Genomic DNA, 22,747 nt, shown 5'->3' with positions numbered 1-22,747 from the left:
GGAGCGACCGGGAGCGGGGGGACGTCTCCGGACCCGGTGCTCCCCTCTCCCGCTCCGGGGAGAGGGATCCGCGTTCCACCATGAGAGGCCGCATGAGACACGCCATCCGCTTCCTCCTCGGCCACGAGGCGCGCACGATCGAGGCCTGCGACCCGACCCTGACCGTGCTCGACTGGCTGCGCGGGTCCGAGCGGCTGATCGGCACCAAGGAGGGCTGCAACGAGGGCGATTGCGGGGCCTGCACGGTGGTCGTGGTGCGTCCCGAAGGCCCGGTCGGCGCCGAGCGTCTGCGCTACCGCACCGTCGATGCCTGCATCACGTTCCTGGGCATGCTCGACGGCTGCCAGCTCCTGACCGTGGAACACCTGCGCGCGGCCGACGGGACCCTGCACCCCGTGCAGCGCCTGATGGTGGAGGAGCACGGCTCGCAATGCGGCTTCTGCACGCCGGGCTTCGTGATGTCGCTCTTCGCCCTGACGAAGGACCTGCCCGCGGCGGCCGGTGAGGTCTGGGTCTCGCCGAGCCCCATCGACGACGCGCTCGCCGGCAATCTCTGCCGCTGCACCGGCTATGCCCCCATCGTGCGCGCCGCCGAGCGGGCGCTGGCCGCTCCCGAGGCGGACGCCTTCGACGCCGCCCACGACGACACCCTCGCCCGGCTGCTGGCCCTGCGCGACGACGAGACCGTGGCGGTCTCCGGGCCGAAGGGCCGCTTCCTGGCGCCCGCCACCACCCGCGCCCTCGTGGATCTCGTGGCCGAGCATCCGGAGGCGACGATCGTGGCCGGCGCCACCGACGTCGCCCTCTGGGTGACCAAGGGCCTGCGCGTGCTCGACCCGGTGATCTGGCTCGGGCGGGTGCGCGACCTCGCGACCATCGCGCGAACGCCGCAGGGCCTGCGCATCGGCGCGGGCGTGACCCTGGCGGCGGCCGGCGCGGCCCTCGCCGAATTGCATCCGGATCTCGGCGAGCTGTTCCGGCGCCACGGCGCGGCCCAGACCCGCAATGCCGGGACGCTCGGGGGCAACATCGCCAACGGCTCGCCCATCGGCGACGCGGCGCCCGCCCTGATCGCGCTGGGCGCCACGCTCCATCTCGCGAGCCGGAGCGGCACCCGCGACCTGCCGCTCGAAGCCTTCTTCGTCGCCTATGGCCGCCAGGATCGGGCCGCCGGCGAGATCGTCACCGGCGTCACCGTCCCGGCGCTGCCGCGGGGGGGGCGCCTGGCGGTCTACAAGGTCTCGAAGCGCTTCGACGAGGACATCTCCGCCGTGCTCGGCGCCTTCCGCCTGACCCTCGACGGCGGCCTCGTCGCAGAAGCGCGCATCGCCTACGGGGGCATGGCGGGAACTCCGAAACGGGCCGCGCAGGCCGAGGCCGCCCTGGTGGGCCACCCCCTCGACGCGGCCGTGGTCCCGGCCTTCAAGGCGGCGCTGGCCCGGGACTTCACCCCGCTCACCGACATGCGGGCCTCGGCCGCCTACCGCCTCAGGGTCGCCGGCAACCTCATCGAGCGCCTGATCCACGAGGCCGCGCCGCGGGCGCCGGAGACCCGTCTGGCTCCCGTCGGAGCCCTGGCCCATGCCTGATCGCGCGCCCCCTGCCCCCAGGGCGGGCGACCGGATCGCGGGCGGAGCCCACACGCCGCGCATCCACGACAGCGCGGCGCGCCACGTCAGCGGCTCGGCGGTCTACATCGACGACGCGGCCGAGCCGGCCGGCCTGCTCCACGTCTGCCTGGGACTCAGCGCGCGCGCCCATGCCCGCCTCGCCTCGGTGGACCTTTCCCCGGTGCGCGCCGCGGAGGGCGTGGTGGCGGTGTTCACGGCCGCCGACGTGCCCGGCGTCAACGAGATCTCCTCCTCGCACCGGGACGACGAGCCGATGCTGGCCGAGGACACGGTGTCCTATCTCGGCCAGCCGATCTTCGCGGTGGCGGCCCTGACCCGGGACGCCGCCCGCCGCGCCGCGCGCCTCGCCGTCGTCGCCTACGAGGACCTCACCCCCATCCTGACCTACCGCGAGGCCCGCGCCGACGGAACGCTGGTCTGGCCGCCGATGACCCTGGCGCGCGGCGATTCCGACGCGGTGCTCGCCGAGGCTCCGGGCATCGTCCGGGGGCGCATGGCCATCGGCGGCCAGGAGCACTTCTACCTTGAGGGCCAGATCGCGCTGGCGATCCCGGGCGAGGACGACGAGGTCACGGTCCACACCTCGACCCAGCACCCTTCCGAGGCCCAGGCCCTCGTCGCCAAGGTGCTCGGCACGGTGAATTCCGCCGTGACGGCGGAGGTCCGCCGGATGGGCGGCGGCTTCGGCGGCAAGGAGAGCCAGTCGAACCTGTTCGCCTGCGTCGCCGCGCTGGTCGCCAAGAAGACCGGCCGCGCCGCCAAGATCCGGCCCGACCGCGACGACGACATGGTCATCACCGGCAAGCGCCACGATTTCGAGGTGGACTACCTCGTGGGCCACGACGCGGACGGCAAGATCCTCGCCGTCGACATGCAACTCGCCGCCCGCTGCGGCTGGGCCGCCGACCTGTCCGGGCCGGTCACCGACCGGGCGCTGTTCCACGCCGACAATTGCTACCACTACCCGGCGGTGCACCTGACCTCGCGGCCCTACCGCACGAACACCCAATCCAACACCGCCTTCCGGGGCTTCGGCGGACCCCAGGGCATGGTGGCGGCCGAGCGGGTGATCGAGGAGGTGGCCTATGCCTGCGGCCTCGATCCGCTCGAGGTGCGCAAGCGCAATTTCTACGGCACCGAGACCGACAACGTCACGCCCTACCACCAGACGATCTCCGACAATTGCATCCGGGACCTGGTGGGCAGACTCGAAGCGGATTGCGACTATGCCGGCCGCCGCGCCGCCCTGCACGCGGCCAACGCGACGAGCCCGGTGATCAAGCGCGGCATCGCCCTGACGCCGGTGAAGTTCGGCATCTCCTTCACCTCCACGGCCTACAACCAGGCCGGCGCCCTGGTGCACATCTACAACGACGGCTCGGTCGGCCTGAACCACGGCGGCACCGAGATGGGCCAGGGGCTCTACGTCAAGGTGGCGCAGGTGGTGGCCGAGGAATTCCAGATCGACGCCGACCGCGTCCGCATCACCGCGACCACGACGGGCAAGGTGCCCAACACCTCGGCCACCGCCGCCTCCTCGGGGGCCGACCTCAACGGCATGGCGGCCCGCGCCGCCGCCCAGACCCTGAAGGGCCGCCTCGTCGCCTTCGCGGCGGAAGCCTGGAGCGTGCAGCCCGAGACGGTGCTGTTCCTGCCCAACCGGGTCCGCGTGGGAAACCAGGAGATCGCCTGGGGCGAGCTGATCCACAAGGCCTACCTCGCCCGCATCCAGCTCTCCGCCACGGGCTTCTACAGGACGCCCACCATCCACTGGGACCGGGACGCGGGCCGGGGCCACCCGTTCTACTACTTCGCCTATGGCGCGGCCTGCGTGCAGGCGGCGGTGGACACCCTGACCGGCGAGTACCGGATCGAGCGGGCCGACATCCTCCACGATTGCGGCCGCTCCCTGAACCCGGCCGTGGACAAGGGTCAGATCGAGGGCGGCTTCATCCAGGGGCTCGGCTGGCTCACCACCGAGGAATTGTGGTGGGACGGCAAGGGCGCCCTACGCACCCACGCGCCCTCCACCTACAAGATCCCGGCCTGCGGCGACCGTCCGCGCATCTTCAACGTGGCGCTCTACGAGAACGAGAACCGCGAGGAGACGATCTACCGCTCGAAGGCGGTGGGCGAGCCGCCCCTGATGCTCGGCATCGCCGGCCTGCACGCCCTGTCGGACGCGGTGGCGAGCGTCGCCGGTCATCGGCACTGTCCCCGCCTCGACGCCCCGGCGACGCCCGAGCGCGTCCTCGACGCCGTCGACCGGATGCGGGCGCTGGCCGAACACGCCCCGTCCGCGCAGCCGTGAGCTCCGGCCCCTCGGAGACCTTGTCGGAGGTTCTGGCGACCGCCCTCGCGCTGGGCGAGCCGGCGGCCCTCCTCTCCCTCTCGGAGGCGCTGGGCTCGACGCCCCGGGAGGCCGGCACCGCCATGCTGGTGATGCCGGACCGCGTCGCCGGCACCATCGGGGGCGGTACCTACGAGTGGGCGGGCATCGCCCGCGCCCGGGAACTCCTGGCAGCGCACGCGGTCGAGGCCTCCCTGCGCATGCCGCTGGGACCCGAGACCGGTCAGTGCTGCGGCGGGCACGTGACCCTGGCGATCCGCCGGGCCGATGCCGAGACGCTCGCCGCCCTGCAGGCCCGGGAGGCCGAGGGCGCGGCGCAGGCGCCCCTGGTGACGATCTACGGCGCCGGCCATGTCGGCCGCGCCCTGGCTCTGGCCCTCGACCCGCTGCCGTTCCGCACGCGGATCGTCGACGAGCGCCCCGAGGAGATCGCGCGGGTCTCGGGAACGCGCGTCGCGCGCGTCGTCGGCTCCGCCAGCGCCACGGCGGAATCGGCGCCCCCGGGGGCCGCCCATGTGGTGGTGACCCACAGCCACACCCTCGACAGCCTGATCTGCGCCAGCCTGCTCGAAGCGAACACCTTCGCGTATCTCGGCCTGATCGGGTCCGCCACGAAGCGGGCGACGTTCCTCTCGGCCTTCCGGGCGATGGGCCTCGACGAAGCGGCGCTGGCCCGCCTCGTCTGCCCGATCGGGGGGCGCCAGGTGCGCGACAAGCGCCCCGCCGTGATCGCCGCCCTGGTGGCGGCCGAACTCATCGCCGCCTTCGCGGCCTGAGCGTCAGGGACGCGTCGGCGGGGCCTCGGTGGCGCGCGCGGGCCTGTCCTCGGCCGGAACGCCGCCGGCCGGGGGCGGGACCGGGATCGCTTCGCCGCTGCGGATCGCCTCCGCCTCGTTGCGCGGGCCGGCCCGGCCCTCGGTTCCGCCCGGCGCGGTGGCGCCCTCCATGCCGGCCGGCGCGCCGACGCTCTGGGCCAGGACCGGGCCGGCAAGGCCGAGGGAGAGAACGAGAAGGCTGAGGACACGGGTCATGCGGTCTTGTCTCCGGAGGGCTGACGGGTCGGGGACGATTCAGCGGTGGCGGCGGTGGAGCATCGGCCTGTGGCGGGCCTTGTGGCGCTGGCGCAGGGCGGCCCGTCCGCGCAGGCCGCCCGGGGCGGTGACCCGGGGCTGGCCGCCCGGCGCGATCAGCGTGCCCTGGGCTCGGGCGGCCGGGGCGAGCGCCAGGAACCCGATCGCGACGAGCGCGGCGGCGGCGCCGCGCCCGATCAGGCTCCGGACCGAAAACCAATGGATCAAAGCCCGTCCTCCCCGCGTCTCGCCCGGCCGGCCGTCGATCAGGTTGCACGCAAAGAATATGCCGGAGCCGGCTGGAATCGCAGGGTTTTGCGGATCGGCGTGACGCGGGCGATCTGGGAGCCGACGGCGCTCAACTGCCGCGGTAGGTCTGGTAGCTCCACGGACTCGCCACCAGCGGCACGTGGTAATGCCCCTCCGGATCGGCGACGCCGAAGCGCAGCGTCACGATGTCGAGGAAGGGCGGCTCGGGCAGATCCGGGCAGCTGGCACGGAAGTAATCGCCGATGCGGAAGCGCAACTCGTAGGCGGCGATCGGCACCGGGCGGCCGCCGATCAGCGGCGCGTCGGTGCGCCCATCGGCATTGGTCACGGTGCGGGCCACCAGGGCGGTCTCGGTGTCGGTCACCCATTCGTGGAGTTCCACCGGGACGCCCGGCGCCGGCCGGCCCGCGACGGTGTCGAGGACGTGGGTGGAGATCCGGCCCGTGACGCGGGGTGCACCCGGCCCGCTCACCAAGGCGCAGAGACGGAGGGCGGCGATGCGGAACACCTCGGACAGGGCGGTCCGGCGCTCCGCCTCCGGATCGGCGGCGAGGCGCGCCTGGAAGGTCCGCAGCAGCGAGGCGCGGCCGTGTCGCTTGATGCAGAGGATGAAGGGAAACCCGAAGGTCCGGCCATAGGCCGCGTTCAGGGCCGCGAACCGCTCGTACTCCGCCTCCGACAGCCGGTCGAGACCGGCGCCGGCCTGCTCCGCCAGGGAATCGGGCGCGATGGTCCCGGCGCGGGCGGCGCGTCCGGCGAGCTCCGGGTGGTTGGCGAGGAGCGCGTGGCGCGCCGCCTCGGGCGCCGCCTCCACCGCCCCCTGCATCGCGGCGAGCAGGGCCTCGACCGTGGGGAACGGCCGCTGCGCGGCGACGGCCTCGGCGACCCAGGGCGCGTGCTCGAACACCGCCCCGAGGGCGGCGACGACGTCCTCGCGCGGGGCCTGGTTCAGGTCGTCGAGGGTCGGCATCGTGATCCTTCTTGCGCGGGGCCGGCGGCCGGGCGGGCATAGCAGGCAACGGGCCATCCGGGGCCGGCCTTCCGCCGCGCATGGATCGCCAGAGGCGCGAAAATGTGGTCTGGGCGGCGATCATCCCGGCCGATGGGCGCCCGACAGGCAGCAGGACCAGCCATGATCCGCAAGACGCATCTCCCGCCCGACGCGACGCTGATCCAGGTCGCGGGCGACCTGGCCGAGCCCGAGGAGTACCTGCGCCGGCTCCTCGGCAACATGCGCTTCTGCCAGAAGCGGCACGGCGACGCCCTGGTGCGGATCGGGGTCACCGGCAAGGGCAGAGGTTCGGGCAAGGGAGCGGGCCTCGCCCCGTCCTACCGCATCGACTACCGGCTCGACGGCGCCGAGACGGTCTTCAACGGCTTCGGCGGCAGCTCGCACAGCGCCTTCACCGAGACCAATGTCCGCGAGACGAACTGGAGCCGGGGATCCGCGACGATCCAGGAGGTCCAGCGCCTCTATGATGACCTGCGCAAGGAAGACCTGCGCAAGGGAGCGCCCCGCGCATCGGATCAGGGTTGAGCCTCCGCCGCGCGGACCGCGGCGACGAGACGCTCCGCGTCCTCCCGCAGGAGCAGCCGCTCCGCCACGAGTCCGTCCGCCGCACGGGCGAAGGCCGCCGTGCGGGCGCCCTGGTCCGGGTAGCGCTCGGCCAGTGAGCGGCGCGGGTCGCCCTTCGCCTCGCGCTCGGCCCGGGTCTCGGCCAGGGGCAGGCGGCTGCCCTCGCGGTCGCAGAGCTCGCCCGCCGGGAAGGGCTCGGCGTAGAGGTTCCACCCGGTCTGGGTCGCGAGCGGCGCGGCGACGTCGGGCAGGCGGATGCCGGCGATGTCGTGGCCGTCGGCATCGACCTTCGGCACCAGGGGCCGGTACTGCGGACCGCTCTCCGGATGGGGATCGACGGCGCTCGCGAAGCGGGCGATCGCGTTCGGGGCGTCCGGCAGGCGCAGGCCCGGAATGTAGGGGAAGCCCGTCTCCGCGGCCGGCACCAGCGTCCCGTCGGCGAGATTCGGCACGCGGCTCGGCGGCGGCGCGACCCCATGGGAGACCCATTCCTCCAGGGCGACCAGGAGGGCGCGCAGGGCCGGGGCCGGGCTGAGCGTGTTGCGCGGATGGAGGCACGGCCCGCGGGCCGCGTTCAGGCCGGCGCGCCCGTAGTGAAACCCGCTGGAGACGAGATAGGCCCGGGCGGTCTCCGGCAGGGCCGTGTCGCTTCGGCCCAGGGGATCGGTGGTGAGGAGCGAGGCCCCCTTCTGCCAGTACTCGGTGCTGGTGTTGACCTCCATCAGCAGCGGGTCGAACCCGTCCCCGCGCAGCAGCGAGCCGGTCCGGCCCGTCACCGGATCGTGCTGGGGAGCGGCCGAGAAGGGAAAGGCGTTCTCAGGGTAGAGGTGGTCCTCGTGCTGGGTGTTGGTGCGCGAGGGCTGGCCGAAACGGGCGTTCAGGTAGACGCCGCCGATGCCGGAGATGTGCAGCAGCATCCCGTTGAAGACGCGCCGGCCGTCCTCGTCCTGGTTGAAGCCCTGATGCACGTAGTCCCGCAGGAAGCGCCCGCTCTGCGAGATGCCGAGCGCCACCGCGTGGCGGATCGCGCCGCCCGCCGGGTTCCCGGGCGAGGCCGGCCCGCGCAGATGGGCGACGACGTCCCGGGTGGCGGCGAACCCGATGCCGAGCACCTTCGGGTTCGCCGCCGGGTAGGTCAGGGTGTAGAGCGTGCCGGGCTCCGGCTTGACGGTCGCGGGCAGGAGGCGGAGTTCGCCCGGCCCGGCGAAGGTCCAGGCGCCGTCCGGGACGGGGCGCGGCGTGTCCGCCTCCCGGCGGCGAACGGTGAGGCGGGCGCCCGCCCCGTCGGTGTTCGCCGCCTTGAAGGTGAGGAAGAAGGGCGCCTCGGGCGGCCCCCGGGTGGCGCTCACGAGCTCGTCGCGCACGGTCTCGACGATGGGGACCCCGCCCTGGGTCGCCACCGGCACGTCGATCGCCATGCCGCCCTGCTGGCGCAGGGCCTCCGCCTCCCAGCCCGACCAGACCACGGTGTCGCCCCGGCGCAGGACCAGGGCGGTGCCCGCATCCTGGGCGGTGCGCGGATCGTTCACCGCCTGGGCGGCCTGCGGCGGCGCGTCGAGGACCCAGTTGAAGAGGAACTTCCGGCCGCGGTTGAGCACCTCGTAGAGCAGCGTGCCGCTGGCGCGGGCCGGATCCTTCGGCCGGAGCATGAAGAAATCGGTGCTGTATTCCACGAGCCCGCGCGCGTTCCGGGGCGCGCGTACGAGGTCGACGATGCCGGCGTTGCGCGGGTCGGCCGGGTCGAGCTCCCCGCGCGCGACGCCGATCACCCGCTCGTAGGCGCCGGCCTCGCCGAAGCCCTGGCCGTCGGCGAAGGGCTCGACGGTCCGGATCTCGAGGGCGGTGACCCGGGCCAGGGCCGGCTGGCCGAGGCCCGCGCAGAGGAGCGCTCCCGCGAGAGCGGTGATCCTGATCATGTCCCTGTCCTCGCCCGACCAGCGTCAAGCCGCGCTGTTGGGCCGGATCTTACACCGGAGCGCTGCGCGGTCGAGGGCGCCCGCGCCCCCGGAACGGCGGCCGGGGATGGCACGTGGCTTGCGGACCCCGGGAGCGGCAGCCCCACGGGGCTCGCGGGACGGGAGACCGACGCGTGGATCACGGCTCTGCTCAGACCATCCCGGCCGGGCCGGCCGCCCGGGTGCCGCCGGTGGCCATGGGCCTGCTCGGCCTCCAGCACGTCCTGGTGATGTATGCCGGGGCCGTCGCGGTGCCGCTCATCGTCGGGCGCGCCCTCAAGCTGCCGCCCGAGCAGGTGGCGATGCTGGTGAGCGCCGACCTGTTCGCCTGCGGCCTCGCCACCCTGATCCAGAGCTGGGGCCTGCCCGGCATCGGCATCCGCATGCCGGTGATGATGGGCGTGACCTTCGCGGCGGTGACGCCCATGATCGCCATGGGCACCAACCCCGCCCTCGGGCTCGCCGGCATCTACGGCGCGGTCATCGTCGCCGGCCTGTTCGCCCTCCTCGCCGCGCCCCTGGTGGGACGCCTGCTGCCCCTGTTCCCGCCGGTGGTGACCGGCACCGTCATCCTGGTCATCGGCATCTCGCTGATGCGGGTCGGGGTGAACTGGGCCGCGGGCGGGGTCGGCAACCCGCGCTACGGGGCCCTGCTCTATCTCGGCCTCGCGCTGTTCGTCCTCCTCGTCATCCTGGCCCTGACCCGGTACGCCCGCGGCTTCGTCGCCTCGGCCTCGGTGCTCATCGGCATCGTGGTCGGCATGGCGGCGGCGGGGGGCTTCGGACTCGTCGACCTGTCGCGGGTGGCGGCCGCGCCGTGGTTCGACCTGGTGCGCCCCCTCGCCTTCGGGGTGCCGAAATTCGACCTCGTGGCCAGCCTCACCCTCTGCCTCGTCATGGTGGTGGTGATGATTGAATCCACCGGCATGTTCCTGGCGCTCGCCGAGATCACCGGCGAGACCGTGGACGAGACGCGCCTGATCCGCGGCCTGCGGGCCGACGGCCTCGGCACGATGCTCGGCGGCGTGTTCAACACCTTCCCGTACACCTCGTTCTCGCAGAACATCGGCCTCGTCGGCGTCACCGGCGTGCGCTCGCGCTGGGTCACGGTGATCGGCGGCGTCGTGATGCTCGTCCTCGGCCTGATCCCGAAGCTCGCCGCCCTGGTGGAGGCGGTGCCGCCATGCGTCCTCGGCGGGGCCGGGCTCGTCATGTTCGGCATGGTGGCGGCCACGGGCACGCGCATCCTCGGCGCGGTGGATTTCGCCGGCAACCGCAACAACCTGTTCGTGGTCGCGGTGTCGGTGGGCTTCGGGCTGATCCCCCTGGTGGCGCCCGCCTTCTTCAAGCAGATGCCCGACGTCCTGCATCCGCTGCTGGAATCCGGCATCCTGCTGGCCGCCCTGTCGGCGGTGATCCTGAACCTGTTCTTCAACGGGCTCGGCAGCCGGGCCGGCGCCCAGGCCGAGGCGGCCCGCCTCGCCCACGCCGCCGAGGCGTGAGATCCTCGCATCCCATCACCGGAGGAGACCCATCATGGCGCTGACGAAGGCACGCTACGGCAAGGGCCGCGTGCGGGTGCTCCGGCTCGCCCGGGGGAGCGCCCGCCACGCGGTGCGCGAGCTCACCCTCACGGTGCTGCTGGAGGGCGATTTCGGCGCGGCCTGGACGGCGGCGGACAACCGGCAGGTCATCGCGACGGACAGCATCAAGAACATCGTCAACATCACGGCGGCCCAGTACGTCGAGGCCGAGACCGAAGCCTTCGTCGGACACGTCGCGGCCCTGTTCCTGGAGCGCTACCCGCAGGTCGCCGCCGTCACCATCGAGGCCCTGGAGACGCGCTGGCTGCGCCGGGCGGTCGATGGCGCGCCGCATCCCCACACCTTCACCCTCGACGGCAACGGCCAGCCCTTCGTCCGGCTGGTGGCCGACCGGGACGGGTCGGTGCTGCAATCGGGCCTGCGCGGCTACACCCTGATGAAGACCACCGAATCCGGCTGGTCCGACTTCGTCGACGACGCCTTCCGCACCCTGCCGGACACCGACGACCGCATCTGCGCCACCAGCATGGACGCGACCTGGACCTGGACCGCGCCGCCGGACGAGCCGGTGGCGGCCAACGCGGCCATCCTCGACACGCTGATCACGGTCTTCGCCACCACCTACAGCGCCGGCGTCCAGGACAGCATGTACCGGATGGGCGAGGCGGTGCTGGCGGCCCGCCCCGACATCGCCGAGATCCGGTTCGCGATGCCCAACAAGCACTACATCCCGATGAACCTCGCGCCCTTCGGCATCGCCCATGGCGGACAGGTCTTCCTTCCGACCGACGAGCCCCACGGCCAGATCGAGGCCACGATCGGCCGCGCCGGATGACGGGCGGCCGTCCAGGGGGCGAGGTGAAGCCCCCGATCCCGGTCTGCCTGCGCGCTTCGCGGGCCGCGTGAGGGCGGACGCGTGTGCCGTGCCGCACCTGCCGTTCCAGGATCATGCCAACCCGCCGCGAAGGCTGCGGGAATAAGAGGCATTCGCGCAAGGCCTTGATCGAGCGCGAGGAATTAGAGAACGACAGGTCTCGGTCTCGCTGCTGGCCGGGCTATTGCCGGCCCAACCACGCTTCATTGCACAGTGGTCAGGCATTCTCTGTTGTTTCATGCGGCAGACATGCACAAATTCTAGGAACTCAGCAGGTGCGCTTCGCGTCTCCACGGCACCCGTTCGATCCAGGATGACCGCCATGATCCATCGCCGTCTCACCGCCGCCCTCGCCATCGCCCTCGGCCTGTCCGCCTCGGGGGCCCTTGCCCAGAGCTACAATGCGCCCGCCGGCATCCCCGCCGCCGTGGCACCGGGTGGCCTCGAAGGCCAGGCTGGCGCCCGCAATGTCCACGAACTGCGCGACGGCCGCGCCCGGGCCGCCGTTTCCCAGGGCTACCAGGACGAGATCGGCACCGGTTCGGTCCGCGCCCGCCGCGGCGACCGCTGGTAGGCCTCGCCTCGGCGCAGCCGGACCGCTGCGGCGGACCGGCCCTCAGGCGGCGGCCTCCCGCGGAGCCGCCGCGCCGAGCGGCACCGTGTGATAGCCCCGGTCGGCGTAGACGAGCCCGTGCCCGTCGCCCGGCTCGGCGAGGCCCACGACCTCGCAGTAGAGCACGTCGTGGGTGCCCACCGGGTGACGGCCGACGATGCGGCAATCGAACGCCGTCAGCGCGCCGAGGAGGGCCGGCGCGCCGGTGATCAGCGTGGTCCAGGTGCCGGCCTCGAAGCGCGCCGCCATCGGGGTCCGCCCGCCGAAGGCGGCGGCGACCCCGGCTTGGTCGTGCGCCAAGGTGTTGACGCAGAGGCCTTCGTTGGCGCTGACCGCCGCGTAGGCGGAGGACGACCGGTTGATGCAGACCAGCAGCGTCGGCGGCCCGTCGCTCACGCTGCACACCGACGAGGCCGTGAAGCCGGCCCGGCCCCCCGCGCCGTCGGTGGTGACGAGGTGGACCGCGCTGGCCACGCGCGCCATGGCGCCGCGGAAGGCGCCGGGCGCGACGGCACAGGCGTCGGCCCCGACGGCACAGGCGTCGGCCTCGACGGATGTGGGCGCCGCCTCGCTCGGCCTCGTCTGGCTCACGGTGATCACTCCTGTCGGTCGAGGAACGCCACGAGCGTCCGGTTGAAGGCATCGGCGCGGGTGACGCTGTGTGCGTGGCCGCCGCTGGGGACCCGGTCGAGGTGCGCGTTCGGCAGGCCGCGCGCAAGGTCCTCCGAGCACAGATAGGGCACCAGGACGTCGTCATCCGCTGCCATCACCAGGGTCTCGTGCCCGATCGCCCCGAGATCCGCCGTCAGGTCGAAGGCCTCGAGGGCGGCGATCCGGGCGAGGACGGTCTCGCGGCCGGGGAAATGCGCCAGGGCATGTGCCTCGTCCTCCGCCACGCGGGCCGCGTTCTGCGAGAGCCACGGTGCCGGGTAGAGGAAGATCGCCTGGGCGCGGACATATGCCTCCGGGCTCTCGGCCAGCAGCACCTTGCGGGCGGCAAAGCAGCGCTTCGTCGCGGAATCCGCCCTGGCCCAGCCGTTGACCACCGCGAGGCGGCCGACGCGCTCCGGATGGGTGCGGGCGAGTTCGAGGCCGATCAGCCCGCCGAGGGCGTGCCCGACGACGTCGCAGCGGGCGACGCCGCAGGCCTCCATCACCGCGAGGGCGTCGCGGGCCATGGCGGCGATGTCGTGTCCGGGTTCGAGGGGGCCGCCGGAGCGGCCGGTGCCGCGATGGTCGTAGGTGACGACGCGGAACCGCGCGGTCAGCGCCGCCATCTGCGGCGCGAAGTAGGCGGCCGAGCCGCCGAGGCCCGGCGACAGCAGCACCGTGCGGTCGCCGGTGCCGTGCACGGCATGGTGGATCGTGCGGCCCATCGCGAAGCCTCAGGCCCCGCCCACATGCGCCACGGAGGCGATCTCCACCAGGGCGTCGGGCTTCACGAGCCCGCACTGGATGCAGTAGCGCGCCGGCTTCTCGCCGGGGAAGTACTCGGCATAGACCCCGTTGATGGCGGCGTAGTCGGCCCAGTCCTTGAGGAAGACGTGATTGAAGGTGACGTCGTCCATGGTGCCGCCCGCGGCGGTGACCACGCCCTTGATCGTCTCCAGCACGTGGCGGGTCTGAGCGGCGGCGTCGCCCGCGTGGACGACGTTCGCGTCGGCATCGAGGGGCAGCGTGCCCGAGACGTAGAGCACGCCGTCCGCCAGGGTGCCGGGCACGTAGGGCGCCAGCGGCTTGCCGGTGCTGGGCGGGATGATCACGGTCTTGGGCATCGTCGGGGACTCCTGGAGGGCGACTCGATCGGCCAGGACATCGGCCGGGCTTGGCGGTGGCGGGACGCGCGACGGGGCACTCCTGCCCCTTGCCGGCGCGCTGCTTCAGACGTTCTTCTCGGCCGTCCGGACGAACCTCGCCCGAGGGCCTGTCCTTCCTCCCGCAAGAGGGAAGTGGGACACGCGCGGGCCGCCTCCACGCTCGAGAGCGGACGGGCCCCCGCGCGAGGACGGATCGGCCGCCCTATTCCGCGGCCTCCGGTCGTCGAAGGTCCGGCCCGAGGGCCGCCTCGAAGGCGGCGACGTCCGAGACCCAGCCGAAGAAGGTCTCGATGTTGGACAGCGCCCCCGCCTGCAGGGCCGGCGGACCGGCCTGATGGGTGGCGTCGGCCAGCACGATGCCGAAATATTCGAGGAAGAAGCCGTCGCGCAGGGTCGATTCCACGCAGACGTTGGTGGCGATGCCGGTGAAGACCAGGGTGCGGATCCCGGCCGCGCGCAGCAGGCTGTCGAGCTGGGTGTTGTAGAAGCCGCTGTAGCGCGGCTTGCCCAGGACGAGGTCGCCGGGCTCGGGCTTGAGGGCATCCACCAGGGCGTAGTCCCAGGTGCCCCTGGCGAGCAGGCGCTCGTTCATGCCGGGCTGGGCCCGCATGGTCTTGAGGGCGTTGGACTTGTGCCAGTTCGGCGAGCCCGGTCCGCCGGCCTCGACGTAGTCCGGGTCCCAGCCGTTCTGGAACCAGACGATCCGGATTCCGGCCGCCCGCGCCGCGCGGACCGCCCGGGCGATCTGCGCCACCACTGGCCCCGTTCCGGAGACGTCGAAGCCGGCGAGATCGAGGTAGCCCCCCTTCGTGGTGTAGGCGTTCTGCATGTCGACGACGATGAGCGCGGTGGCGCCCGCGTCGAAGGCGATCGGCTCGGGCCGGGCCGCCAGGGTGATGCCGCCCTGGCGGCCCTGCGGGTCGGTATAGCCGGCGGGCTTTGCTGCTGCGCCCTCCATTACGCCACCTTCGCCATCGGCTCGGCCCCCGCTTCAGCCCCGGCTTGGATGTGTGCGCGGCTCTTCATCAGGGGCTGGATCCGGGTGCCGTAGGCGTCGAGCCCTTTCAGGAAGTCGTCGAACACCAGGAGCACGCCCTCCGTGCCCGGCACGGTGGCGACCTCGTCGAGCATCCGCGCCACCTCGGCATAGGAGCCAACCAGCGTGCCCATGTTGATGTTCACGGCCGAGGTCGGGTCGACCATCTGGCGCACGTTGGTGTCGGCACCCGACTTGGTGTCGGCCGCGCCCTGGATTCCGAGCCAGGCGATGGCCTCCTGGTCGGCGCCGGCCTTGTAATGCTCCCAGGTGGCGCGGGCGGCCTCGTCGGTCTCGTCGGCGATGATCATGAACAGCACGTAGGAGGAGACGTCGCGCCCCGTGGCGGCTTTCGCCGCCTCCAGGCGCTCCACCGTGGGGGCGAAGGCCGTGGGGGTGTTCACGCCCTTGCCGAAGCAGAAGTTGTAGTCGGCGTATCGCGCCGTGAATTCCATGCCGGCCGCGGACTGGCCGGCGCAGATGATCTTCATCTCGGCCTGCGGGCGTGGGCTGAGGCGGCAATCGTCCATCTGGAAGAATTCGCCCTTGCGGTCGCAAGTACCGGTCTCCCACAGGTCGCGCAGCACCTGGGCGTATTCCGAGAGGTATTCGTAGCGGCGGGAAAAGTACTCGTCCCCCGGCCAGAGGCCCATCTGCGAATATTCCGGCCGCTGCCAGCCGGTGACGAGGTTGAGGCCGAAGCGCCCGTTCGAGATCGAATCGATGGTGGCGGCCATCCGCGCCGTGATGGCGGGGGGCATGCACAGGGTCGCGGCCGTGGCGAACAGCTTGATCCGGCTGGTGACGGCCGCCAGCCCCGCCATCAGCGTGAAGGATTCGAGGTTGTGATCCCAGAACTCGGTCTTGCCGCCGAAGCCCCGCAGCTTGATCATCGACAGCGCGAAGTCGAGGCCGTAGCCCTCGGCCTTGAGGACCACCTGCTTGTTCAGCTCGAAGCTCGGCTTGTACTGCGGCGCGTTCTCCGAGAGGAGCCAGCCGTTGTTTCCGATCGGGATGAAGACGCCGACATTCATGGCAACCTCGCTCGCACGGGCCTGACCCGGATAAAGACAAGACTTTGAGAAAGCGTGACCCGGACAGTTCAAGTCCAGGGATGGTCGAACACGGTGCGGAGACTGTGAATCGCCCCCGGCGGCGATGATCCAATCCCATTCGGACCGAATGGTCAAACTCTCACGGACGGTTTTGGGCCGCTTGCCTAAACTCTCTTCGTTCTGCCGGCCGTTTGGGCGCTCCCTGCCCAGGCCGGGGGCGGACTTTCCGGGGTCAGTGCAGGCCGAGGCCGGCCAGGATCAGGGCCTGGGTGCTGGCAACCACGCCTTCGAAGAAGTCCGGGTCGTCGAGGCCGCGCCCGGTGACGGCATCCACCTGCACGGCGAAATCGGCATAGTGCTGGGTGATCGCCCAGATCGAGAAGATCAGGTGGTGGGGGTCGTTCGGGCCGATCCGGCCGGCCGCGCTCCAGCCCCGGATGATCGCGGCCTTGGCGGCGACGAGGTCGCGCAGGGGTCCCTCGAGCTCCGGCCGCAGCAGCGGCGCGCCCTGGACGATCTCCAGGCAGAACAGCCGCGAGGCCTGGGGCGCGTCCCGCGACAGGGTGAGCTTGGCGCGGATGTAGCCCCGGAACGCCGCGGCCGGCTCGCTGTCGGCATCGAGGGACTGGAGGGGATCGAGCCAGACCGCGAGCACCCGGCGCAGCACCGCGACGTAGAGCGCCTCCTTCGAGGGAAAGTAGTAGAGCAGGTTGGTCTTCGAGAGGCCGGCCCGCTCGGCGATGCCCTCGACGCTGGCCCCGTGCAGCCCGAGGCTCGAGAAGACGGCGAGCCCGGCATCGAGGATGGCTTCCCGCCGCGCCTCGCCGTCCTTGCGACGGCGGCGGGCGGGGGGTGGGGCGGCGTCCCTGCGGATCTCTCTCATGGCGGAGCCTCAGGCCGGCGGGTGGTGCCGGATCCAGTGCTCGGCGATGTCGATGCGGCGGGCGACCCAGACGTGGTCGTGGGCGGCGATGTGGTCGAGGAAGCGGACCAGGGCGCCGATCCGCCCCGGCCGGCCGACGAGGCGGCAATGCAGGCCCACCGACATCATCTTGGGCGCCTCCGCGCCCTCTTCGTAGAGCGCGTCGAAGGTGTCGCGCAGGTAGGCGAACAGGTGCTCGCCGGTGTTGAAGCCCTGGATCGCCGCGCATTTCATGTCGTTGGCGTCGAGGGTGTAGGGCACCACGAGGCCCCGGCCGCTGGGCTCGTCGATCCAGTACGGCAGGTCGTCGGCGTAGGAATCGGCGAGATACGTCATCCCGGCCTCGATCCCGAGATCCAGGGTGTGGGGCGAGGAGCGCCCGGTATACCAGCCGCGCGGGCGCTCCCCCGTGATCTGGGTGTGGATGCGGATCGCCTCGTCCATGTGCGCCTTCTCCGCGGCGCGGGTGAAGTCGCGGTAGTCGATCCACTTGAGGCCGTGGCAGGCGATCTCCCAATCGGCTTCCCGCATGGCGGCGGCGACGTCCGGGTGGCGGGCGAGCGCCGTGGCGACCGCGAAGGCGGTCACGGGGATGTTGCGCGAACGGAACAGCCGCCAGAGCCGCCAGAACCCGGCGCGCGAGCCGTACTCGAACAGGGATTCCATGCTCATGTGGCGCTGGCCCGGCCAGGGCTGCGCCCCGACGAGCTCCGACAGGAAGGCCTCGGAGGCCGCATCCCCGTGCAGGACGCAGTTCTCCCCGCCCTCCTCGTAGTTCAGCACGATCTGCACCGCGATGCGCGCCCCGTCCGGCCAGCGCGGATGCGGCGGGTTGCGGCCGTAGCCGACGAGGTCGCGGGGATAGGTCAACGGCCGGCCCTTGGCTGCGGGTGAGGGTCGGTCCCGCTGTTCGGCCGGGGAGCCGCGTCCTGTCAACCGGCGGGCGGGCCGCGGGGCGCTTGCGCTCGCCCGCCAGGGATGCATCCATGCGCGCCGCGTCGCCGAGGCGCGGCCCCGCCGCGCACGGTCCTTGCCTTCCCCCGGGACGTCCGCGTCAGAGACGTCCGCGCCCAAGCCCCGAGGTTCCCCGTGCTCCTGACCCCACGCGAAAAGGACAAGCTCCTCCTCGCCATGGCCGCGCAGGTGGCCCGCAACCGGCTCGGCCGCGGGGTGAAGCTGAACTATCCGGAGGCGGTGGCGCTGATCAGCGACTTCGTGGTCGAGGGCGCCCGCGACGGGCGCTCGGTCTCGGACCTGATGCAGGCCGGCGGGCACGTGCTGACGGCCGAGCAGTGCATGGACGGCATTCCCGAGATGATCCACGACATCCAGGTCGAGGCGACCTTTCCGGACGGCACCAAGCTCGTCACCGTGCACCATCCGATCCGCGGCGCGGCCTCGGCCGAGGTGCCCGGCACCGTGACCACGCTGCCCGGCGAGATCGTCTTCAACGCGGACGCGCCGCGCACCCTGCTGAGCGTGTCCAACGTCGGCGACCGGCCGATCCAGGTCGGCTCGCACTACCACTTCTACGAGGTCAATCCCGGCCTGACCTTCGAGCGCGAGAAGGCGCGCGGCCAGCGCCTCGACATCGCGCCCGGAACGGCGGTGCGCTTCGAGCCCGGCGTGACCCGCGACGTGGTGCTGGTGCCGCTGGGCGGAGGCCGGACCGTCTACGGGTTCCGCGGCGACGTGATGGGAGCGCTCTGACACCATGGCCACCCTGCCCCCCCGCGCCGCCCTCCCCCGCGCCGCCTATGCCGACATGTTCGGCCCCACCACCGGCGACCGCATCCGGCTCGCCGACACGTCGCTGGTGATCGAGGTCGAGCGCGACCACACCACCTACGGCGAGGAGGTGAAGTTCGGCGGCGGCAAGGTGATCCGCGACGGCATGGGCCAGTCCCAGGTCACCAACCAGGACGGCGCGGTCGACACCGTCATCACCAACGCGGTGGTCCTCGACCATTGGGGCGTGGTGAAGTGCGACGTCGGCCTCGTGAAGGGCCGGATCGCCAAGCTCGGCAAGGCCGGCAATCCGGACATCCAGCCGGGCGTCGACATCGTGGTCGGCCCCGGCACCGAGGTCATCGCCGGCGAGGGCAAGATCCTCACGGCCGGCGGGTTCGACAGCCACATCCACTACATCTGCCCGCAGCAGATCGACGAGGCCCTGTGCTCGGGCGTCACCACCATGCTGGGCGGCGGCACCGGACCGGCGCACGGCACCTTCGCCACCACCTGCACGCCGGGACCCTGGCATCTGGCCCGGATGATCGAGGCGGCGGATGCCTTTCCGATGAACCTCGCCTTCGCGGGCAAGGGCAACGCCGCGCGGCCCGAGAGCCTCGTGGAGATGATCCGGGCCGGGGCCTGCGCGCTGAAACTGCACGAGGATTGGGGCACCACGCCCGCCGCCATCGACACCTGCCTCACCGTGGCCGACCTCCACGACGTGCAGGTGATGATCCACTCCGACACGCTGAACGAATCCGGCTTCGTCGAGGACACGATCAAGGCCTTCGCGGGCCGCACCATCCACGCCTTCCACACCGAGGGCGCGGGCGGCGGCCACGCGCCGGACATCATCAAGGTGGCGGGGCTCGCCAACGTCCTGCCCTCCTCGACGAACCCGACGCGGCCCTACACGAAGAACACCATCGACGAGCATCTCGACATGCTGATGGTCTGCCACCACCTCGACCCGGCCATCCCCGAGGACCTCGCCTTCGCCGAGAGCCGCATCCGCCGCGAGACCATCGCGGCGGAGGACATCCTGCACGACATCGGCGCCCTCTCGATGATGTCCTCGGACAGCCAGGCCATGGGCCGGGTCGGCGAGGTCGTCATCCGCACCTGGCAGACGGCCGACAAGATGAAGCGCCAGCGCGGCGCGCTGCCCGGCGACACGAGCGGCAACGACAACCTGCGCGCCCGCCGCTACGTGGCGAAGTACACGATCAACCCGGCGATCGCGCACGGCGTCTCGGCGCATATCGGCTCGGTGGAGCCGGGCAAGCTCGCCGACCTCGTGCTGTGGACGCCCGCCTTCTTCGGGGTGAAGCCCGACCTCGTGATCAAGGGCGGCGCCATCGCCACGGCGCCCATGGGCGACCCCAACGCCTCGATCCCGACGCCCCAGCCGGTGCATTACCGCCCGATGTTCGGGTCCTTCGGCCGGGTGCCCTTCGCCACCGCCCTGACCTTCGTCTCGAAGGCGGCGATCGAGGACGGCCTCGGCGAGCGCCTCGGGCTCCAGAAGCGCCTCGTCGCCGTCGAGAACGTGCGCGGCGGCATCTCGAAGAAGAGCATGATCCTGAACGACGCCACCCCGACCATCGAGGTCGACCCCGAGACCTACGATGTCCGCGCCGACGGGGAACTGCTGGTCTGCGAACCGGCCGACGTGCTGCCGATGGCGCAGCGGTACTTCCTGTTCTGAGCGAGGGTGGCTCCGCCGCGGGGGAGCGCCCTTCCGGAGACACCGGCCCCTGTCCCGGGGCGCCCATCCTGGACGAGGATTCAAGACCCTGGCCGCCTCGAACCCGACCCCGCAGGACCCCGCCGCCTCAGCGCGCGAGACCCTGCCGAACGCTCCTTCCCCGGCGCTGATCCGCGCCACGAAGGTCCTGCGCCGCGACGCGCTCGCCGGCGAGATCGCCGACCGCATCGTGCTCGACCACGGGGACCGGCACCGCCGGCGCATGACGATGCGCACCGTCGGCGGTCTGGCGTTCCTGCTCGATCTGCAGCAGCCCACCGTACTCGACGACGGCGACGCCCTGGTGCTCCAGGATGGCCGGCTCGTCTGGGTCGAAGCCGCGCCGGAGCCGCTGCTGGAGATCCGCGCGCCCGACGACCACGCTCTCAAGCGCCTGATCTGGCACATCGGCAACCGGCATATCCCGGCCGAGATCGGGGCCGACGCGGTCTATATCGGCTTCGACCACGTGCTCGCCGAGATGGTGCGGGGCCTGGGCGGCAGCGCCGAGGCGGTGGAGCGCCCGTTCCGGCCGGAGGGCGGCGCCTATGCGGGCGAGGCCGCCGGCCATCACCACCACGGCCATTCGCACCACGACCACGCGCACCCCCACGACGACCATCACCACGACCAAGCGCACGCCCATGATTGAGGCCCTGCGCCTGATGGCGTGGCTGTCGCCGGGCTATCCGGTGGGCGCCTACGCCTATTCGCACGGGCTCGAGGGCGCGGTGGAGAGCGGCGAGGTCGGCGACGAGGCCTCCCTGACGGACTGGCTCGCCGACGTGCTCGAACACGGCTCGGGCCGCAACGACCTGATCCTCCTGGCAAAGGCCCACGCGGCGGCGTTCGCCGGGGATGCGCCGGCGCTGGCCGAGGTCAACGCCCTCGCCCTGGCGCTGGCCCCCTCGCGCGAACTGCACCTGGAGACGAGCCAGCAGGGCCGCAGCTTCCTCGACGCCACCGTGGCGGCCTGGGGCACGCCCGGGCTCGACCGCCTCGCCGCCGCCCTCGACGGTGCGGTGGCCTACCCGGTGGCCGTCGGCCTCGCGGCCGGTGCCCACCGCATGGCGCCGGCCCCGGTGCTCGCCGGCTTCGGCCTCGCCTTCCTGCAGAACCTCGTCTCGGCGGCCCTGCGCTGCGCGCCGGTCGGCCAGAGCGCGGGCACCCGGGTCATCGCCGCCCTGACCCCGCGGGTGACGGCGCTCGCCGGCACGATCCCGGGCCTGACCCTCGACGATCTCGGCAGCGCCACCCTGAACCTCGACCTCGGCTCGTTCCGGCACGAGACCCAGTATTCCCGGATCTTCCGCTCCTGAGGCCCCCTCTTGAGGACCCTGTGATGACCTCTCCCAACGGCCCCCTCCGCGTCGGCATCGGCGGCCCCGTCGGCTCCGGCAAGACCGCGCTGATGGAGCAGCTCTGCAAGCGCTTCCGCGACACCTACGAGATCTGCGCGATCACCAACGACATCTACACCAAGGAGGATGCTCGCCTCCTCACCGTGGCCGGCGCCCTGCCGGAGGAGCGGATCATGGGCGTCGAGACCGGCGGCTGCCCGCACACGGCGATCCGCGAGGACGCCTCGATCAACCTCGCGGCGGTGGCCGAGATGCGCCGGCGCTTCCCGAAGCTCGACCTGATCCTGATCGAGTCCGGCGGCGACAACCTCGCGGCGACCTTCTCGCCGGAGCTCGCCGACATCACCCTCTACGTCATCGACGTGGCGGGGGGCGAGAAGATCCCCCGCAAGGGCGGCCCCGGCATCACCCGCTCGGATCTCCTCATCGTCAACAAGACCGACCTCGCCCCCCTGGTGGGCGCGGATCTCGGGATCATGGAGGCGGACACGAAGCGCATGCGCGGCGCCCGGCCCTACGTGTTCGCGTCGCTCCGCGACGGCCACGGGGCGGATGCCATCGCGCGCTTCGTGGTCGAGGCCGGCGGCCTGAACTAGTCCGTCGGCCGAGCCCGAAACGCCGAAGGGCCCGGCTTACTCGGGCCCTTCCGTGCCGAGGGTCGTGCGGCCTTGCGCGAGGCTCGCCCGGTGGCCGGGCGAGGCCCTCAGGCGGCGCGCACGGTGGCGAGGAAGCGCTGGACCTCGGCGCTGAGATGCTCGGACTGGCGCGACAATTCGGAGGCGGCGNGCCGCCGAGATCGAGGTGGCCACGCCGCTGATCTCGCGGATGCGCGCCGCGATCCCGCCGATCGCCTCCACCGCCTGGCCCGTCGAGCCCTGGATCTGGGCGATCTGCCCGCCGATCTCCTCGGTGGCCCGCGCCGTCTGGTTGGCCAGCTCCTTGACCTCGGCCGCCACCACCGCGAAGCCCCGCCCCGCCTCGCCGGCCCGCGCCGCCTCGATGGTGGCGTTCAGGGCCAGCAGATTGGTCTGGCCCGCGATCGAGGTGATCATCGTCACCACGTCGCCGATGCGCGCCACCGCCGTGTTGAGGGTCTGCACGAAGGTCGCGGTCTGGGCGGCCTCGGCCACGGCGGTCTGGGCCATGGCGGCCGAGTCACATCAACGAGGGTTTCAGGACGCTCAATTTCCGG

At 72.2% G+C, this 22,747-nt stretch carries 22 protein-coding genes and 2 pseudogenes; 12 read left to right on the top strand and 12 right to left on the bottom strand.

Translation table 11 applies throughout. The features are described from left to right. The first annotated feature begins 92 nt into the window (after positions 1-92). The 3 genes from xdhA to xdhC are packed head-to-tail and all read left to right on the top strand — an operon-like array spanning position 93 to position 4,757. Positions 93-1,589, top strand: a complete 1,497-nt coding sequence (xdhA, locus tag ASF49_RS09335; RefSeq protein ID WP_056471185.1) for a xanthine dehydrogenase small subunit — start codon at positions 93-95, stop codon at positions 1,587-1,589. Continuing rightward, positions 1,582-3,942 (top strand): xanthine dehydrogenase molybdopterin binding subunit, encoded by a 2,361-nt coding sequence (gene xdhB, locus ASF49_RS09330; RefSeq protein WP_056471182.1) that lies wholly within the window; start codon positions 1,582-1,584, stop codon positions 3,940-3,942. Before xdhA ends, xdhB begins: the two co-directional genes overlap by 8 nt. A 20-nt stretch (positions 3,943-3,962) precedes the next feature. Beyond that, the gene (xdhC, locus tag ASF49_RS09325) at positions 3,963-4,757 is read left to right on the top strand and encodes a xanthine dehydrogenase accessory protein XdhC (protein WP_056471234.1); all 795 of its coding nucleotides are present in this window, start codon (positions 3,963-3,965) and stop codon (positions 4,755-4,757) included. A gap of 3 nt (positions 4,758-4,760) precedes the next feature. Here the strand turns inward: xdhC and ASF49_RS09320 are convergent, their stop codons facing one another. The 3 genes from ASF49_RS09320 to uraD form a co-directional block, all read right to left on the bottom strand. Next, positions 4,761-5,012 carry a hypothetical protein gene (locus ASF49_RS09320; protein WP_056471179.1) on the bottom strand — a complete coding sequence of 84 codons (252 nt, stop codon included), beginning with the start codon at positions 5,010-5,012 and terminating at the stop codon, positions 4,761-4,763. A 39-nt stretch (positions 5,013-5,051) separates the two neighbouring features. Further along, positions 5,052-5,279, bottom strand: a complete 228-nt coding sequence (locus ASF49_RS09315; protein WP_056471177.1) for a hypothetical protein — start codon at positions 5,277-5,279, stop codon at positions 5,052-5,054. A gap of 130 nt (positions 5,280-5,409) precedes the next feature. Further along, complete coding sequence (gene uraD / locus ASF49_RS09310; RefSeq protein WP_056471173.1) at positions 5,410-6,291, bottom strand: 2-oxo-4-hydroxy-4-carboxy-5-ureidoimidazoline decarboxylase; 882 nt, start codon at positions 6,289-6,291, stop codon at positions 5,410-5,412. 162 nt (positions 6,292-6,453) lie between these two features. Between uraD and ASF49_RS09305 the strand changes: the two genes are divergently transcribed. Next, positions 6,454-6,858: a hypothetical protein gene (locus ASF49_RS09305; RefSeq protein ID WP_056471170.1), complete on the top strand. Its 405-nt coding sequence runs from the start codon at positions 6,454-6,456 to the stop codon at positions 6,856-6,858. On the opposite strand, the gene ASF49_RS09300 is transcribed toward ASF49_RS09305, so the two are convergent. Next, complete coding sequence (locus ASF49_RS09300) at positions 6,849-8,813, bottom strand: alpha/beta hydrolase domain-containing protein (RefSeq protein WP_056471167.1); 1,965 nt, start codon at positions 8,811-8,813, stop codon at positions 6,849-6,851. The genes ASF49_RS09305 and ASF49_RS09300 overlap by 10 nt on opposite strands. A 236-nt stretch (positions 8,814-9,049) precedes the next feature. Here ASF49_RS09300 and ASF49_RS09295 point away from each other — a divergent pair, with 236 nt between their 5' ends. The 3 genes from ASF49_RS09295 to ASF49_RS09285 all read left to right on the top strand — a co-directional run bounded on the left by ASF49_RS09295 (position 9,050) and on the right by ASF49_RS09285 (position 11,844). Then, positions 9,050-10,354, top strand: coding sequence for a nucleobase:cation symporter-2 family protein (locus ASF49_RS09295; protein WP_056471231.1), 1,305 nt, complete (start codon positions 9,050-9,052; stop codon positions 10,352-10,354). Between the two features lie 34 nt (positions 10,355-10,388). Further along, complete coding sequence (pucL, locus tag ASF49_RS09290) at positions 10,389-11,231, top strand: factor-independent urate hydroxylase (RefSeq protein WP_056471165.1); 843 nt, start codon at positions 10,389-10,391, stop codon at positions 11,229-11,231. Positions 11,232-11,592: 361 nt separating this feature from the next. Then, positions 11,593-11,844: a hypothetical protein gene (locus ASF49_RS09285; protein WP_156652949.1), complete on the top strand. Its 252-nt coding sequence runs from the start codon at positions 11,593-11,595 to the stop codon at positions 11,842-11,844. A gap of 42 nt (positions 11,845-11,886) precedes the next feature. On the opposite strand, the gene ASF49_RS09280 is transcribed toward ASF49_RS09285, so the two are convergent. The 7 genes and pseudogenes from ASF49_RS09280 to puuE all read right to left on the bottom strand — a co-directional run. After that, positions 11,887-12,366 carry a flavin reductase gene (locus ASF49_RS09280; RefSeq protein WP_056471228.1) on the bottom strand — a complete coding sequence of 160 codons (480 nt, stop codon included), beginning with the start codon at positions 12,364-12,366 and terminating at the stop codon, positions 11,887-11,889. Between the two features lie 113 nt (positions 12,367-12,479). Next, positions 12,480-13,259: a pyrimidine utilization protein D gene (gene rutD / locus ASF49_RS09275; RefSeq protein WP_056471158.1), complete on the bottom strand. Its 780-nt coding sequence runs from the start codon at positions 13,257-13,259 to the stop codon at positions 12,480-12,482. A gap of 9 nt (positions 13,260-13,268) precedes the next feature. Further along, positions 13,269-13,658: a pyrimidine utilization protein C gene (rutC, locus tag ASF49_RS09270; RefSeq protein ID WP_056471156.1), complete on the bottom strand. Its 390-nt coding sequence runs from the start codon at positions 13,656-13,658 to the stop codon at positions 13,269-13,271. A 244-nt stretch (positions 13,659-13,902) separates the two neighbouring features. Next, on the bottom strand, positions 13,903-14,658 hold the full coding sequence (rutB, locus tag ASF49_RS09265) for a pyrimidine utilization protein B (RefSeq protein ID WP_056471153.1): 756 nt from the start codon (positions 14,656-14,658) through the stop codon (positions 13,903-13,905). Beyond that, positions 14,658-15,770, bottom strand: a complete 1,113-nt coding sequence (gene rutA / locus ASF49_RS09260; protein ID WP_056471149.1) for a pyrimidine utilization protein A — start codon at positions 15,768-15,770, stop codon at positions 14,658-14,660. Before rutA ends, rutB begins: the two co-directional genes overlap by 1 nt. 253 nt (positions 15,771-16,023) lie before the next feature. Next, entirely contained in the window at positions 16,024-16,674 is a 651-nt protein-coding gene (gene rutR / locus ASF49_RS09255; protein WP_056471146.1) for an HTH-type transcriptional regulator RutR, read from the bottom strand. Positions 16,675-16,692: 18 nt separating this feature from the next. Next, positions 16,693-17,583, bottom strand: a pseudogene (gene puuE, locus ASF49_RS09250) (allantoinase PuuE); the annotation flags it as partial. A 219-nt stretch (positions 17,584-17,802) separates the two neighbouring features. On the opposite strand from puuE, the gene ASF49_RS09245 reads away from it, so the two are divergent. The 5 genes from ASF49_RS09245 (at position 17,803) to ureG (ending at position 22,151) form a co-directional block, all read left to right on the top strand. Continuing rightward, a complete protein-coding gene (locus ASF49_RS09245; RefSeq protein ID WP_056471139.1) occupies positions 17,803-18,423 on the top strand; it encodes an urease subunit gamma in 621 nt (206 codons plus the stop codon). Positions 18,424-18,427: 4 nt separating this feature from the next. Further along, a complete protein-coding gene (gene ureC / locus ASF49_RS09240) occupies positions 18,428-20,155 on the top strand; it encodes an urease subunit alpha (RefSeq protein ID WP_056471136.1) in 1,728 nt (575 codons plus the stop codon). Positions 20,156-20,321: 166 nt separating this feature from the next. Beyond that, a complete protein-coding gene (locus ASF49_RS09235; RefSeq protein ID WP_056471225.1) occupies positions 20,322-20,846 on the top strand; it encodes an urease accessory protein UreE in 525 nt (174 codons plus the stop codon). Beyond that, a complete protein-coding gene (locus tag ASF49_RS09230; RefSeq protein ID WP_056471133.1) occupies positions 20,839-21,513 on the top strand; it encodes an urease accessory protein UreF in 675 nt (224 codons plus the stop codon). The genes ASF49_RS09235 and ASF49_RS09230 overlap by 8 nt, the downstream gene beginning before the upstream one ends. A 20-nt stretch (positions 21,514-21,533) precedes the next feature. Continuing rightward, a complete protein-coding gene (ureG, locus tag ASF49_RS09225) occupies positions 21,534-22,151 on the top strand; it encodes an urease accessory protein UreG (RefSeq protein WP_200930031.1) in 618 nt (205 codons plus the stop codon). A gap of 190 nt (positions 22,152-22,341) precedes the next feature. Here ureG and ASF49_RS09220 read toward each other — a convergent pair. Continuing rightward, a pseudogene (locus ASF49_RS09220) lies at positions 22,342-22,709 on the bottom strand (methyl-accepting chemotaxis protein); the annotation flags it as partial. Between the last annotated feature and the right edge of the window lie 38 nt (positions 22,710-22,747).

The sequence above is a fragment of the Methylobacterium sp. Leaf104 genome, from assembly GCF_001422885.1.
GTDB lineage: Bacteria > Pseudomonadota > Alphaproteobacteria > Rhizobiales > Beijerinckiaceae > Methylobacterium.
Note: the sequence above shows the minus strand (reverse complement) of the source record. Positions and strands in the feature narration are given on the sequence as shown.